The following is a 14,142-nucleotide window of genomic DNA, read 5'->3' on the forward strand; positions in this document are numbered from 1 at the left end:
GTGTCAGGCGTCCGCGCCTCCATGAGTGACCGAAGTGCCCGCGCCGGGTGGTCAGGGCGCCGGAAATTCGTCGTGAGCAGCGTCGCTCAGAGTATGCCGGGGATGGCCCGGACCACCCCCACCCGAGCGTCGCCGCCGAGCACCGGCTGGGCCGCCAAATCCTCGTGGACAGCTGTCCAGTCGATCCCCATCCGCTGCAGAATCGCCAGCGTCAGGGGCATGCGCGCGCGGTCGCCGCCGTCGTCGATCTTGTAAGCGAAAGCCGAACCGTCGGGCAACGCGCCCGCGTGCACTCCGTCGGCGCCGATCTTGCAGACGAGTCCCGGGGTGGCATTCATGATCATCAGGTCCGGTGCGTTCGTGCCGGAAATCACTCGCGGATGGGCGCGGATGGCGTCGGCGACCCGACGCTGCGGACTGCCCGCATCGGCGGTGGCCAGCCGGGCATAGGCGCGGGCGAGGTTGACCAGCGACACCGGGATGATCGGCAACCCGCAGCCGTCGATACCCAGATCGGTCTCGGGTTCGCCGGTCAGTTCGACGATGGTGGCGGCGACGGCCTGCTGCAGCGAGTGGTTCTCCGCCGGATAACCCTCGGCAGGCCAGCCGTTGACCGCGCAGGTGGCGAGCATGGCGGCGTGCTTGCCCGAGCAGTTCATGTAGATCGGGCGCGGGCCCGCGGCCAGCGCCCTGGCGCGGGCGTGCTCGTCGAACGGCAGATCGGGCGGGCAGGCCAGATCGGCTTCGGTGAAACCGAACCGGGTGAGCAGACGCTCGACCAGCGCGACCTGGTCGGGCTCCCCGTAGTGCGAGGCGCTCGACAGCGCCAGTTCCACGTCGTCGGCGGGTTCGAACCCGAGTCGCAGCAGGGCCAGCGCCTGCATCGGCTTGTTGGTGGAGCGCGGGAAGATCGGCAGATGTGTTTCGCCGAGGGACACCGTAGGTTCGCCGTCGGCTCCCAGAACGACCACCGAACCCCGGTGCACGCATTCACGGAAGCCCGAACGCACCACCTCGACCAGTTCCACGCTCATGAGGCCACCTCGTCCTCGACGTCGCCGGCGGGTCCGAAGCGGCCCGCGGGCACGGCGCCGGTGGGGGAGGGCACGCCGTGCCGGCGGGCATGCCGGTCGATCTGCATCCGGACGTCGTCGGAAACCGTCGGCTCCTCGGCGAGCAGGGTGGCCAGCCGGTCCATGTCCGCGCCGGTGAACACCTCACGCACGGTGATCCCGTGGCGGGGCTGGTGCACCACCTCGACGCGATCGCCCGCCCCGATCGTGCCCGATTCGAGCACCCGCAGGTACGCGCCGGTGTGCGCGCGCTGGGTGAAACGCTTCACCCAGCGGGCTTCGCCTGCCACGTGTCCGAAGGTCGCGCACGGCACCCGGGGCGCGCTCACCTCGAGCAGAGTGTCGCCGATCGCCCAGCGCGCGCCGAGCACCGCGTCGGAGACGGCCATTCCCTCGATGCGCAGGTTCTCGCCGAACCAGCCCGCCGGTAGCTCGCGGCCGAGTTCCTCGGCCCAGAGCCGGGCATCCTGCTCGGCATACGCGTAGACGGCCTGGTGCACGCCGCCGTGGTCTCTGGTGTTGCAGACGTGGTCGCCGCTCAGCCCGAGCGGGCCGACCTCGACCCGTCCGCGCACCGGGCGTTTGTCGATGGCGGTGCGCCCGACTCGGCCCGGCACGGTCAGCTCCGCGTGGACCACACATACCGCGAGCACCCGGGCGCGCGCGGCCCGATCATCCGTGGTCGGCATCGGTTCCCCTCCCCTGTTCGGCCGAACACGCCGAGCGGTTCGGTACAGACACGTCAGCGCCGCCGATCCGGCGCCGCTCGCGCCGTGCAGTGCCGATCACCGGCCCCGCAGCCGCTCGACCGCGAGCCTGCCCGCCTGCGGGCCGCTCTCGTCGGGCACCGAGTCGGGGTCGATGGCCGCGGCGCAGGAGCCCACGGTGAGCGCGGTGTCGGCGGGGACGGCGCGTTTGATCAGCGCCAGTGCGATCGGGCCGTATTCGAAGTGGTCGACGACGGTGCCGAGCCTGCCCACCGTGCGCCCGCCCGCCGTCACCTCGTCACCGGGTGCGGGCCGCTCGTCGGCCGATCCGTCCAGATGCAGCAGCACCAGCTGCCGCGGCGGCTTGCCCAGATTGTGGACACGGGCGACCGTCTCCTGCCCGCGATAGCACCCTTTGTCCAGGTGCACCGCGCCGCGTTCGGCGACTCCGCCGATCCAGCGCACCTCGTGTGGAATGGTGCGCTCGTCGGTGTCCAACCCGATCCGTGGGCGCAGCGCGGCCACCCGCAGGGCCTCGAAGGCCCAGAGCCCGGCGGGTTCGGCGCCGGCCTCGGTGAGCTTCGACCACCAGGCGGTGAGCTGATCGCGGGGGATAACCAGGTCGTAGGAATCCTCGGTGGGCCACGGCATCCGGCGCAGGAAGCCGCCGCCGGGCAGCGGGGCGACCTCGTAGACGTCCGGCAGATCGGGCACGCCGAGTGCTTCGCGCAGGCTGTCCACCCGCGGGCCGAGCAGGCTCAGCACCGCGTGATCGGTGGCGGCGGCGGGTTCGGCGTCGGCCCAGAACACCATCTTGGTCAGGAAGTCCAGCAGCGCGGGCCCGCGCTCGCCTTCGGTGTCGATCCACAGGGTGCCGTCGAGATCGCTGAGCACGAAGTGGTGCTGCACGCGACCGTTGAGATCCAGATCGAGGTTCTCCGCCGACTGCCGGTCGGCGAGCCCCGTGAGGTGCTGGCTGGAGATGGTGTGCAGCCAGCTCAGCCGTTCGGCGCCGGTGATCCTCAGTACGAACCGATGCGAGCGGTCCACGATCGCGACCCGTTCGGCGGCGGCACGTTGTTCACCGAGGGGATCGCCGTGATGCCAGGCCACCGCGGCGTCCGGAGAGCCGGGCGGGCCCGCGACAGCGCCCGCGACGGAGAGCAAAGGGCTGGGTGCATCGTCCACGGACACCCCATCCACTCTAGGCGTGCCCTGGCTCATGTGTGCGCACCGGTCCCGGACGGGCCGAAATCTCGCCCGGAGACTGTGAACAAGCACCGTTTCGGCGGCCAGGCGGCGGTCGGAGACACATCCGGTGCCGAGTATGCGAATCCGGTGGTGGAAACTCGCGATTGACGTAGGCACGGGCAACCCGTTCCGCCTAGGCTCGACGCATGGTAGATCGAGTTCTTGTCACCCTCGACGGCGTCGTTCGCGACGCCGACGAGCCGCTGCTGTTCGCCGACGACATCGGGGTGCTGCGCGGCGACGGAGTCTTCGAGACGGTGCTGGTGCGCGATAGCGATCCGTGTGCGCTGGAATTCCACCTCGGCAGACTGCGCCGCTCCTCGCAGGCGCTGGATCTACCCGAGCCCGAACTGGCCAAGTGGCGTGAGGCCGCGCAGCTCGCCGCCAAGGAATGGGGCGCCGAACGCGAGGGCGTGCTGCGCCTGGTGCTCACCCGCGGCCGCGAGGGCGAACTGAACGCGCCTTCCTCTGTCACCTCGGGTGATCTGGCCGCGGCCGTGCCGGTGCCGACCGCTTACGTGCTCGTGACGCCGGTGCCCGAGCGCGTCGAGAAGGCCCGCACCGAGGGTGTGTCGGTGGTGACGCTGGCCCGCGGGATCTCGATCGACCTGGCCCAGGCCGCCCCCTGGCAGCTGCTCGGCGCCAAGACGCTGTCCTATGCGACGAATATGGCCGCGCTGCGGTTCGCGCACCGGATGGGCGCCGACGACGTCATCTTCACCAGCACCGAGAACCGGGTCCTGGAGGGGCCGCGTTCGACGGTCGTCATCGCCAGGGACAAGGAACTGATCACCCCGCCCGCCAAGAACGGTGTGCTGCCCGGCGTGACGCAGCGCGCGCTGTACACCGAGGCGGCCAAGGCGGGCTGGGAATGCCGCTACGCGCCGCTGTTCACCGCCGACCTGCTGACCTGCGACAGCATCTGGATGCTGTCGAGCATCACGCTTGCCGCGCGGGTGAATTCGCTGGACGGTCTGCGGATGTCGGCGCCCGACAACGCCGAGGAGATCATCGACCTCGTCGATCGCGGCATCGAACGCGGCGGAGCGATCGGCGACTGGTGATCGTGGCGGTTCGGCGGCGTGATGCTGCGCACTTCTGGTGCGGGGCGAGCGCCGCCGGGCCGGGAAACCCCAGGTCGGCGCTGAAGTCGATGGGGTTTCGTGACGCGTGCCTCGTTCTCCGGAGGTGCGAGCCGACGTAGCCTTGACTACGACATTTCGTAGTAGGTCGGGTTGGAGGTTCGGATGGATGTGCTGGACATATCCCGGTGGCAGTTCGGTATCACCACCGTCTATCACTTCATGTTCGTCCCGCTCACCATCGGTCTGGCGCCGCTCGTCGCGGGCATGCAGACCGCCTGGGTGATCACGGGCAACGAACGCTGGTACCGCCTGACGAAATTCTTCGGCAAGCTGTTCCTGATCAACTTCGCGCTCGGCGTCGCCACCGGCATCGTGCAGGAATTCCAGTTCGGCATGAACTGGAGCGAATACTCCCGCTTCGTCGGCGACGTCTTCGGCGCCCCCCTGGCACTGGAAGCGCTCATCGCGTTCTTCATGGAGTCGACCTTCATCGGCCTGTGGATCTTCGGTTGGACCCGACTGCCCCGGCTGGTGCACCTGGCCACCATCTGGATCGCCGCGATCGGCGTCAACGCCTCCGCCTACTTCATCATCGCCGCCAACTCGTTCATGCAGCACCCGGTCGGTGCGCGCTACAACCCCGAACGCGGCCGCGCCGAGCTCACCAGCATCTGGGAAGTGCTCACCAACAACACCACCCTGGCCGCGTTCCCGCACGTGATCGCGGGCTCGTTCCTGGTGTCGGGCACCTTCGTGGCCGGTATCGCGGGCTGGTGGATGGTGCGCAACGCGCGCAGCGGTGACCCCGAGAAGATGGCCGAAGCGCGCAGCATGTGGCGGCCGGCCGGGCGGATGGGCGCCTGGGTGATCGCGGTCTCGATGGTCGGACTGGTGATCACCGGCGACATCCAGGGCAAGCTGATGTTCGACCAGCAGCCCATGAAGATGGCCTCGGCCGAATCGCTGTGCCACACGCAGGAAGATCCCGATTTCTCGGTGCTCACCGTCGGCACCCACAACAATTGCGACAGCGTCACCCACCTCATCGAGGTGCCCTATGTGCTGCCTTACCTGGCCGAGGGCAAGGGCAGCGGCGTCACCCTCGAGGGCGTGAAGGACCTCCAGGAGGCCTACGTCGAGAAGTTCGGCCCCGGTGACTACCGGCCCAATCTGTTCGTCACCTACTGGTCCTTCCGCGCCATGATCGGCCTGTCGGCCGGTTCGATCCTGCTGCTGCTGGCCGGATGGTGGGTGACCAGGCGCGGGCGCATCCCCGATCAGCGCTGGTTCTCGTGGCTGAGCCTGCTGGCCATCCCCACCCCGTTCCTGGCCAACAGCGCCGGCTGGGTGTTCACCGAGATGGGCAGGCAGCCGTGGGTGGTCGTGCCCAACCCGACCGGCGACCCGCTGCTGCGGATGACCGTGCAACAGGGCGTCTCCGACCACGCGACGAGCACGGTGATCATCTCGCTGGTGGTGTTCACCCTGCTCTACGGCGTGCTCGCGGTGGCGTGGTTCTTCCTGATGCGCCGCTACGTGATCGAGGGCCCCGACCCGGCGAGCCGCCCCGAACCCCGCGGGCCGGAGGACTACACCGGCGGCGCGGGCGGTGCCCGGGGTGAGGAAGAGAAAGAGCCCGCCGTCGAACAACTGTCGTTCGCGTACTGAGGAGCCAGGCAATGAGTCTCGCGGAATTCTGGTTCGTCCTGATCGGCGTCCTGTTCACCGGCTACTTCGTGCTGGAGGGTTTCGACTTCGGCGTCGGCATGCTGATGCCGGTGCTGGGCAAGGGCGACGACACTCGCAGGCGGGTCGTGCTCAACACCATCGGTCCGGTGTGGGACGGCAACGAGGTCTGGCTGATCACCGCGGGCGGCGCCATGTTCGCCGCCTTCCCGGAGTGGTACGCCAGCGTGTTCTCCGGGTTCTACTTCGCGCTGCTGCTGGTGCTGGTGGCGCTGATCCTGCGGATCTGCGCCATCGAATGGCGCGGCAAGATCAACGACCCGCGCTGGCGGGCCCGCGCCGACATCGGCATCGGGATCGGTTCGTGGGTGCCCGCGTTCGCGTGGGGCTGGGTGTTCGCCACCATCGTGCACGGCGTTCCGCTGGACGAGAACAAGCAGATCACCGGTTCTGTGGCGGACCTGCTCACCCCGTACTCGCTGCTGGGCGCGCTGACCACCGGACTGCTGTTCGCGCTGCACGGCGCGATCTTCCTCGGGCTCAAGACCGGCGGCGAGGTGCGCGCGGACGCGGTGCGCATCGCCAAACTGCTGCTCGCTCCGACCGCGCTCGTGGTGGCCGGATTCGGGATCTGGACCCAAGCGGCGTACGGGCAGGGCTGGACCTTGATCCCGCTCGCGCTGGCGGTGGTCGGGCTGGTCGTCGCCGCTGTCGCGGTGCTCGCCGACCGGGACGGCTGGGCCTTCACCGGCACCGCGCTGACCATCGCCGCGGCCACCGTGTTGCTGTTCGGCGCACTGTTCCCGAACGTGCTGCCCTCGACGATCTCGGAGGCCTTCTCGCTGACCGTCGACAACGCCTCGTCGACGCCGTACACACTGAAGGTCATGAGCTGGGCGGCGGTCGTGGTGACCCCGGTGGTGCTCGGCTACCAGGCGTGGACCTACTGGGTGTTCCGCCAGCGCCTGAGCGTCGAACACATCCCGGCGCCGATCGGGCTGAGCTTGCGGCCGGGCAAGGACTGACGACCCGATGGCCCGTCCGCCCGTCGATCCCCGCCTGTGGCGTCACGCCCGCTCGGCGCGCCGCTATCTCGGCTACAGCGTGGGCCTGTCGGTGCTGACCACGGTCTGCATCGTCGTCGCCGCCGTGGCGCTGAGCAGGGTGCTGGCGGGAGTGATCACCGACCCGACGCACCGCGAGTTCGCCGACTGGACAACCGAACTCGCGGTGCTCGCGGTGGCGCTGGGCGGGCGTGCGGTGGCGAGCTGGTGGCAGGCCAGGCTGGCGCACCGGGCGGGCGCGAGCGTGGTCGCCGAACTGGAGACCGCCGTGCTGGCCGCGGGAGCCGGGCTCACCCCGCGTGAACTCGACAATCGCCGAACCGAACTCGCCGTGGTGGTGGGCACCGGACTGTCCGGGCTGCGCGACTACCTCACCGGCTATCTGCCCGCCCTGCTGCTCACCGTCCTGGTACCCCCGGTGCTGCTGGCGGTGATCTTCGCCCACGACCCGGTCTCCGGCGGCATCGCCGTGGTGACCCTGCCGCTGATCCCCGTCTTCATGATCCTCATCGGCCTGCTCACCCAGGGCCGGGCGACCGCGACGCTGGACGCGACCACCCGCCTGTCCGGCCAGCTGCTCGACCTGTTCGCCGGTATGCCCACCCTGCGCGCGCTCGGCCGCGAGAGCGCCGGGAACGACGCGGGCGCGTCGACGGCGCCGTCGATGGTCCCGCGTGTCCGGGCGCTCGGCGACAGCCTGCGCATCCGCACCATGCGCGCCCTGCGCATGGCATTCCTCTCCTCGATGGTGCTCGAGCTGCTGGCCACCCTCAGCGTCGCCCTGATCGCCGTGTCCATCGGCCTGCGCCTGGTCTACGGCGAGATGGACCTCTACGACGGACTGGTGGCGCTGATCCTCGCGCCCGAGGTCTACCTGCCGCTGCGCACCTTGGGCGAGCGGTTCCACGCCGCTCAGGACGGAATGGCCGCCGCGGACAAGGCCTTCGCCGTGCTCGAGCCGTCCGAGGCGCGCACCGCCACGCCCGCTGCCACGCCGCCGGGTGATCGACGGCCGGGCCACGGCGCCGCTCGCATCGAGATACGGGGTCTGGGGGTGCGCGCCCGAGAAGGCTGGGCGCCGTGGGAACTGAACGCCGATGCGCCCCCCGGCGCGCTGACCGTGCTGGCCGGGGCCAACGGCAGCGGCAAGTCCACCGCCCTGTCGGCGATCCTCGGGCTCATCGAGCCCGAGCGCGGGCGGGTGCTCATCGACGGGGTGGATGTGCGCGAACTCGATCAGCGGATGTGGTGGGACCGGCTGGCGTGGCTGCCGCAGCGGCCGGTGCTGGTGCCGGGCACCTTGCGGGAGAACCTGGAACTGCTGGGGGCGGGTGACCTCGCCGACCTCGATCGCGCCTGCGCCGCCACCGGATTCGACGCGGTGCTCGCCGAACTGCCGCACGGATGGCAGACCGTCGTCGGCGCGGGCGGACACGGCCTGAGCTTGGGGCAGCGGCAACGGCTGGCGCTGACCCGGATGCTCGCCACACACCGGCCGGTGCTGCTGCTCGACGAGCCGACCGCGCATCTGGACGAGGCGAGCGAGGCGGGCGTGCTCGCCGCGCTGCGCGAGCGGGCCGCCGCGGGGGCGACCGTCGTGGTGGTCGGGCACCGGCCCACCGTGCTGGCGTCCGCCGAGGAGATCGTGCCCGTGCTGGCGAAGGACACGGTGAACGCCTCGTGAGCGCATCATTCCGCCCCGACTCCAACGCGGGCTCCTCCGCTTCGCCTGACTCCGGTTCGGGCTTCGGAGCGGGTTCGAGTGTTGGGGCGGGCATCGGCTCGGGTTCGCTCACCAGGGCCGGGTCCGGGGTCGACGTGCGCTCCGGGGCACAGTGCGGCTCGAGGGGCGGTCTCAACGCCCGCGCGGGCATCGACGCGAGCCCGCGCACCGAGGAAGGAAGCGATGCCGAGCAGCGGCGATCGGGACTCGCGTCGCTGTTCGCGGATCTGCGCACGATCTGGCGGCTGCTCGAACTCGCGCCGATGCGGGTGGGCGTCGCGATCGGGTGGGGCGTGCTGTCCTTCGGCAGCGCGCTCGCCCTGGCGGGGCTGGCCGCCTGGCTGATCGCCCGGGCCTGGCAGATGCCGCCGGTGCTCGACCTGAGCGTCGCCGTAACCGCGGTGCGCGCGCTGGGCATCTCCCGTGGCTTGTGCCGGTACCTGGAGCGGTTGGCGACCCACGATGTCGCGCTGCGTTCCATGACCACGGCGCGCACCAGCGTCTACCGCGAACTGGCGGGATCGGACATCTGGCTGCGCCGCGAACGCCGGTCGTCGGGAGCCGCCGACGGTGCGGGCCGCCCACTGCGCCGCGGCGACCTGCTCGTCCGGGTCGGCAAGGACATCGACGATCTCGGCTCGGTGGTGGTGCGCGCGCTGGTCCCCATCGCCGTCGCGGTGGTACTCGCGCTGGCCGCGGTCGGCGCTATCGCCTTCATTTCACCGGAGGCCGCAGTGATTCTGGCTGCGTCCCTGGCGGTGTCGGCCGTGCTCGCGCCCTGGCTGTCGGCTCGCGCCGCCCGCGAGGCCGAGGTGGCGGTGGTCGCCGATCGCGCTGAGTTCACCGCCCGGGCGCTGACCGTCCTGGATCACGCCCCCGAACTGCGGGTGGCGGGCCGCCTGGACGACACCGTCGCCGCCGCCCGGATGTCCGGGCAGCGCGCGGTGGCCGCCGAGGATTCCGCTGCCGCCCGGACCGCGTGGTCGGCCGCGGCCACACCGCTGGCGATGGGGGCGAGCGTCCTCGGCGCGCTGCTGGTCGGCGTGGCCGTCTACGGCCCCGGCGGAGGTCTGCCCGGCGGCATGACCCCGATGGCGCTGACGATCCTGGTGCTGCTGCCCCTGTCGTCCTTCGAGGCGATGGCCGCGCTTCCCGCCGCCGCCAAGGCCGTCACCACGGCTCGCGCGGCGCTGGGACGCATCGAGCGCGCCGAAGGCGCGGCGTCTCGATCGAACGAAGAGCGCGCCACGGCGACCGCCGACCGCGCTGCCGACCGCTCGATGAGCGGGCCGACGGCGGAACCTACGACAGCCGGTCGACCCGCGACCGGGCACGCCGTCGACGGGGATGGCGAGGGCATGGCGGCAGTCGGGGAAGACTTCCCGTCCGACTTGCCCGATCTGCCACCGGGCCGGCGCATCGCGGTGATCGGTCCCAGCGGTGCGGGCAAGTCGACGCTGCTGATGGCCTGGGCCGGCCTGCTCGACGGCCAGGGCGCCGAGCGTGCGGGCATCACCTTCTTCGCCGAGGACGCGCACCTGTTCGGCACGAGCGTGCTGGAGAACCTGCGCGTCGCCCGTGGCGATCTCACCGAGGCCGAGGCCGAGGACGCCTTGCGCACCGTCGGTCTGGCGGACTGGCTCGACACCCTGCCCGGCGGTGTGCGCACCGATCTCGTCGGTGGCGCGTCGGCGGTGTCGGGCGGTCAGCGCCGACGTCTCCTGCTCGCCCGAGCCCTGGTCTCCCCGGCCCGAGTGCTGCTCCTCGACGAGCCCACCGAGCACATGGAAGCCGACGCGGGCGCCGACCTGCTGCGTGCCCTGCTCGACGCCGACTCCGGCCTGGTGTCGCCGGATCGCGTGGTCGTCGTGGTCACCCATCAGCTCCCCGCCGACCACCGCGCCGACACCGTGGTCAGGGTCGAACCACCCTGGCGGATCGATATCGCGCCCGGCCCCGGCACGCCGGATCCGCGCACCGCGAACGTCGCGGAAAATACATTGCCGACCTCCTGAACAGCGACTACTTTCGTCGGTACACAGGAAGGGAGGTGGTTCGAGGAATGGATAGTTCCAGGACATGTGAGGTGGCTGTCCGCTAGGCGCCCACCACTGGTGGTATCCGCCCGTACGCTGTGCGCCGAGCGAATACCAGGCAGTCACCCGGCCCCCGAGCCCCCGGTCGAGTCCGCCCGGGATCGGTGCAGGCACCAGCCCGCGCCGATACGGCTCGGGGGTCGTTCCTTTTCCGGACCGATCCACGAGAGACCGTTACGCTGGGACAATGACCGTCGAGCCGCTCCCCGACTGGGTGATCCCCCCTGCGGGCGGTTACACCGTAGACGCTTTCCTGGCGTTGCGTGGTCTGCCCAAACACACCGAGTTGATCGACGGGGGTCTTGTCTTCGTGAGCCCGCAGGAGAAGTGGCACCGTCAGGTACTGTCGCTGCTTCGCCGGGAACTCGATCTTCAAGCGCCGCCGCATCTACGGGCCGATCGCGAGATGGCTGTTCGCCTCGGTCCACGGCAGATGCCGGAACCTGACGTCCTCGTCGTCACCACGGCGGCCTTCGAGCGACCCGAGCCCTCCGCGTTCTACCTGGCCGACGATCTCGTGCTCGCGGTCGAGGCGGTCTCTCCGGATTCGGTGGAACGCGACAGGGAGACCAAGCCGCTGAAGTATGCGAACGCCGGCATCCCGCATTTCTGGCGTGTGGAGCGCGGAGCCGATGATCGTGTCGTCGTCTATGCCTACGAACTCGATCCGGCGACGAGGCGCTATGTCCCGGTCGGCATCTTCCACGACCGGGTGCGGATCTCCGCGCCGTTCCCGATCGACATCGATCTGACCGCGCTGGGCCGTCGCGGGTGAGCGGCGGCGTCGGCAGCGAAGGGTTCGGACGAGCCGGTCAGCCGATGTAGCGCTGGAGCCGGGCGGACAGGCGCGGTTCCAGCGGGCCGTCCGCGACGACGCGCTCTTCCACATACGCCAGGTCGCCGCCCTCGACGATGCCGTAGAGGCGCTTGGCGCCGCCGACGACGATGCCGGACTGGCTGCGGATCACCACGTCGGTGGCCAGCTCCCAGGACGACTGGGTCAGCGCGGTGCCGTAGAACAGTTCGACGATGCCGGTGCTGTGGGTCAGCAGCAGCTCGATGACCTCGTCGTTGCCATCCACGCCGACCCGCCAGAAGCCGGTCTCGCGCAGGTCGGGGCCGTCGTAGTCGCCGTCGTCGTCGAGGAACCAGCTCCGCGACTCCCAGCACAGGTAGTCGCCGCCGTCGTGGGAGACGACGATCTGCTGGCCGAAGCGGTAGTCACCACGCGTGGGGTCGTGGCCTTCGCCCTCGCCGCGCCACACGCCCACCATCGGCAGCAGTGCCAGCAAGGCGTGGTCGAGGTCCGGTCCGAGCCGCAGATTCGCGGTGTCCTCGGGCAACGGAAGACCGGGCAGCGCCGGAATGTTGCGGCTGCCGGTGGATTCGGCGCGCTCGGCGGCGTCGGCAATGGCTTGATCACCGCTGCGGTGGGGTGCAGCGGCATTGCCGTTCATGGTGTTACTCGCTCGCTCGGCCGGTTCGGAACCTTCGCTCGCGAGACCGTTCATGACTCGGTGAACAGCCGGTAGAACACGTACAGACCGAACCACGCGATCAGTACCGACACCAGGACCAGCAGAACTTCGAAGAAGAGGACCACGTCGCCGAGTCTATCGACTCCGTTCCCGAGACAGCGCAACGGCCCCGCGGCAACCCGCCGGTGAGTGATCCGGCGGGGCCGCGGGGCCGTTGGAGCCTTGCGGGTCTTGCTCGGTGGTGCCTTACTTGGCGACCGCGACGTCCACGTGGTGGATGCCCGCGCCCTCGGGCCTGACCTCGGCCGAGCCGTTGCCCGCCGAGGACAGCGCGCGCACGGTCCACGAGCCCGGCGCGGCGAAGAAGCGGAAGTCTCCGGTGCCGGAGGCGACGACCTCGGCGGTGAAGTCACCGTTGCCGTCGAGCAGACGCACGAACGCGCCGCCCACCGGCTGACCGTCGGCGCTCAGGACACGGCCGGTGATGACCGTCTCCTTCTCCACGTCGACGCCCGCCGGAATGGCCTGTCCCTGGGTAGGTGCTGCACACATGCTGATTACTCTCCCAACTCGATCGGTGCACCGACGAGGGAGCCGTACTCGGTCCAGCTCCCGTCGTAGTTCTTGACGTTCTGATGGCCCAGCAGCTCCTGCAGGACGAACCAGGTGTGCGAGGAACGCTCGCCGATGCGGCAGTAGGCGATGGTCTCCTTCTCGCCGTCCAGGCCCGCGTCCTTGTAGAGCGCGGCGAGTTCCTCGTCGGACTTGAAGGTGCCGTCCTCGTTGGCGGCCTTGCTCCACGGCACGTTGATCGCGGTGGGAACGTGGCCGGGCCGCTGGCTCTGCTCCTGCGGCAGGTGCGCGGGGGCGAGGATCTTGCCGGAGAACTCGTCGGGCGAACGCACGTCGACCAGGTTCTTGGTGCCGATGGCCGCGATGACCTCGTCACGGAAGGCGCGGATCGACAGGTCCGGCTCGGCGGCCTTGTACTGGGTGGCCGGGCGGTTCACGGCCTCGGTCGACAGCGGGCGGCCGTCGAGCTCCCACTTCTTGCGGCCACCGTCGAGCAGCTTGACGTCGTTGTGGCCGTAGAGCTTGAAGTACCAGTAGGCGTAGGCCGCGAACCAGTTGTTGTTGCCGCCGTAGAGCACGACGGTGTCGTCGTTGGAGATGCCGCGCGCGGAGAGCAGGTCGGAGAACTGCTGCTGGTCGACGAAGTCGCGGCGGACCTGATCCTGCAGATCGGTCTTCCAGTCCAAGCGCACGGCGCCTTCGATGTGACCGGTGTCGTAGGCGGAGGTGTCCTCGTCGACCTCGACGAAGACCACGCCGGGGGTGTTGAGGTTCTCTTCGGCCCAGTCCACGGAGACCAGGACATCGGAGCGAGCCATTGTGTTCCTTTCAGCGATGACAACTGCAGGGTCGGAAGTAACAGTGCAGGTCAGTTCGATGCCGGGGATCCGGCCGGACGGAAACGGGCGACCAGCGGATAGATCCGGCAGCCCAGGCAGATTCCGAACGCGGCGTTGAGGAACGCCGCGAACAGCGCGAAGCCGGCGAACACCGCGCCGACCACGGTGGAGCCGAGCGCGAAGCCCAGCAGGGACACGGCCGCGAAGGCGAAGCCGAGCAGTTGGGCGAAGCGCAGCGGTGGCGTCGGCTCGGTCTCGGTGACCGGGCCCAGTCGCGGTGCGACCAGCGTGCCGAAGATCAGGCCGTAGGGATGCTTACGCGGTCCCGCGAGCGCGCCGACGGCGAACACGACCGCCTGCACCGCGATCAACGCCGCGGCCAGGCCGGGAGCGGCGGAGGCCGCGAGCAGCACCAGCACCAGCACGGCGGTGGTGATCCAGGCGACGAACCGCGGTCCGCGCACATCGACCTGATCGATCGCGCGCCGAGAGGCGGACTCGGTGCGGGGCGGCTCGAGGTGGGAAGACGTCTCGAGGTGAGAGGACATGGTGCGAACTCCTGCGCTG

The 14,142-nt window shown here is 70.1% G+C and carries 13 protein-coding genes; 6 read left to right on the forward strand and 7 right to left on the reverse strand.

Features of this window, described 5'->3' with window-relative positions:
* Positions 1-86: 86 nt before the first annotated feature.
* The 3 genes from IU449_RS15560 to IU449_RS15570 all read right to left on the reverse strand — a co-directional run bounded on the left by IU449_RS15560 (position 87) and on the right by IU449_RS15570 (position 3,004).
* On the reverse strand, positions 87-1,034 hold the full coding sequence (locus tag IU449_RS15560) for an asparaginase (protein ID WP_195002817.1): 948 nt from the start codon (positions 1,032-1,034) through the stop codon (positions 87-89).
* Positions 1,031-1,762: an MOSC domain-containing protein gene (locus IU449_RS15565; protein ID WP_195002818.1), complete on the reverse strand. Its 732-nt coding sequence runs from the start codon at positions 1,760-1,762 to the stop codon at positions 1,031-1,033. Before IU449_RS15565 ends, IU449_RS15560 begins: the two co-directional genes overlap by 4 nt.
* 96 nt (positions 1,763-1,858) lie before the next feature.
* Positions 1,859-3,004 carry a YgfZ/GcvT domain-containing protein gene (locus IU449_RS15570; protein WP_195002819.1) on the reverse strand — a complete coding sequence of 382 codons (1,146 nt, stop codon included), beginning with the start codon at positions 3,002-3,004 and terminating at the stop codon, positions 1,859-1,861.
* Between the two features lie 173 nt (positions 3,005-3,177).
* On the opposite strand from IU449_RS15570, the gene IU449_RS15575 reads away from it, so the two are divergent.
* The 6 genes from IU449_RS15575 to IU449_RS15600 all read left to right on the forward strand — a co-directional run bounded on the left by IU449_RS15575 (position 3,178) and on the right by IU449_RS15600 (position 11,460).
* A complete protein-coding gene (locus IU449_RS15575) occupies positions 3,178-4,095 on the forward strand; it encodes an aminodeoxychorismate lyase (RefSeq protein WP_195002820.1) in 918 nt (305 codons plus the stop codon).
* Positions 4,096-4,278: 183 nt separating this feature from the next.
* Positions 4,279-5,784: a cytochrome ubiquinol oxidase subunit I gene (locus IU449_RS15580; protein WP_195002821.1), complete on the forward strand. Its 1,506-nt coding sequence runs from the start codon at positions 4,279-4,281 to the stop codon at positions 5,782-5,784.
* An 11-nt stretch (positions 5,785-5,795) separates the two neighbouring features.
* Entirely contained in the window at positions 5,796-6,827 is a 1,032-nt protein-coding gene (gene cydB / locus IU449_RS15585; RefSeq protein WP_195002822.1) for a cytochrome d ubiquinol oxidase subunit II, read from the forward strand.
* A gap of 7 nt (positions 6,828-6,834) precedes the next feature.
* Positions 6,835-8,550, forward strand: a complete 1,716-nt coding sequence (gene cydD, locus IU449_RS15590; RefSeq protein ID WP_195002823.1) for a thiol reductant ABC exporter subunit CydD — start codon at positions 6,835-6,837, stop codon at positions 8,548-8,550.
* 302 nt (positions 8,551-8,852) lie between these two features.
* Positions 8,853-10,604 (forward strand): thiol reductant ABC exporter subunit CydC, encoded by a 1,752-nt coding sequence (gene cydC, locus IU449_RS15595; RefSeq protein ID WP_228804946.1) that lies wholly within the window; start codon positions 8,853-8,855, stop codon positions 10,602-10,604.
* A gap of 268 nt (positions 10,605-10,872) precedes the next feature.
* Entirely contained in the window at positions 10,873-11,460 is a 588-nt protein-coding gene (locus tag IU449_RS15600; RefSeq protein ID WP_195002824.1) for a Uma2 family endonuclease, read from the forward strand.
* Between the two features lie 37 nt (positions 11,461-11,497).
* On the opposite strand, the gene IU449_RS15605 is transcribed toward IU449_RS15600, so the two are convergent.
* The 4 genes from IU449_RS15605 to IU449_RS15620 all read right to left on the reverse strand — a co-directional run bounded on the left by IU449_RS15605 (position 11,498) and on the right by IU449_RS15620 (position 14,123).
* Positions 11,498-12,196 (reverse strand): FABP family protein, encoded by a 699-nt coding sequence (locus IU449_RS15605; protein WP_195002825.1) that lies wholly within the window; start codon positions 12,194-12,196, stop codon positions 11,498-11,500.
* 213 nt (positions 12,197-12,409) lie between these two features.
* Positions 12,410-12,715 carry a DUF1416 domain-containing protein gene (locus IU449_RS15610; RefSeq protein ID WP_195002826.1) on the reverse strand — a complete coding sequence of 102 codons (306 nt, stop codon included), beginning with the start codon at positions 12,713-12,715 and terminating at the stop codon, positions 12,410-12,412.
* A gap of 5 nt (positions 12,716-12,720) precedes the next feature.
* A complete protein-coding gene (locus IU449_RS15615) occupies positions 12,721-13,554 on the reverse strand; it encodes a sulfurtransferase (protein WP_195002827.1) in 834 nt (277 codons plus the stop codon).
* A 50-nt stretch (positions 13,555-13,604) separates the two neighbouring features.
* Entirely contained in the window at positions 13,605-14,123 is a 519-nt protein-coding gene (locus IU449_RS15620) for a DUF4395 domain-containing protein (RefSeq protein WP_228804741.1), read from the reverse strand.
* Positions 14,124-14,142 lie beyond the last annotated feature (19 nt).

This window comes from Nocardia higoensis (assembly GCF_015477835.1).
Lineage (GTDB): Bacteria > Actinomycetota > Actinomycetes > Mycobacteriales > Mycobacteriaceae > Nocardia > Nocardia higoensis_A.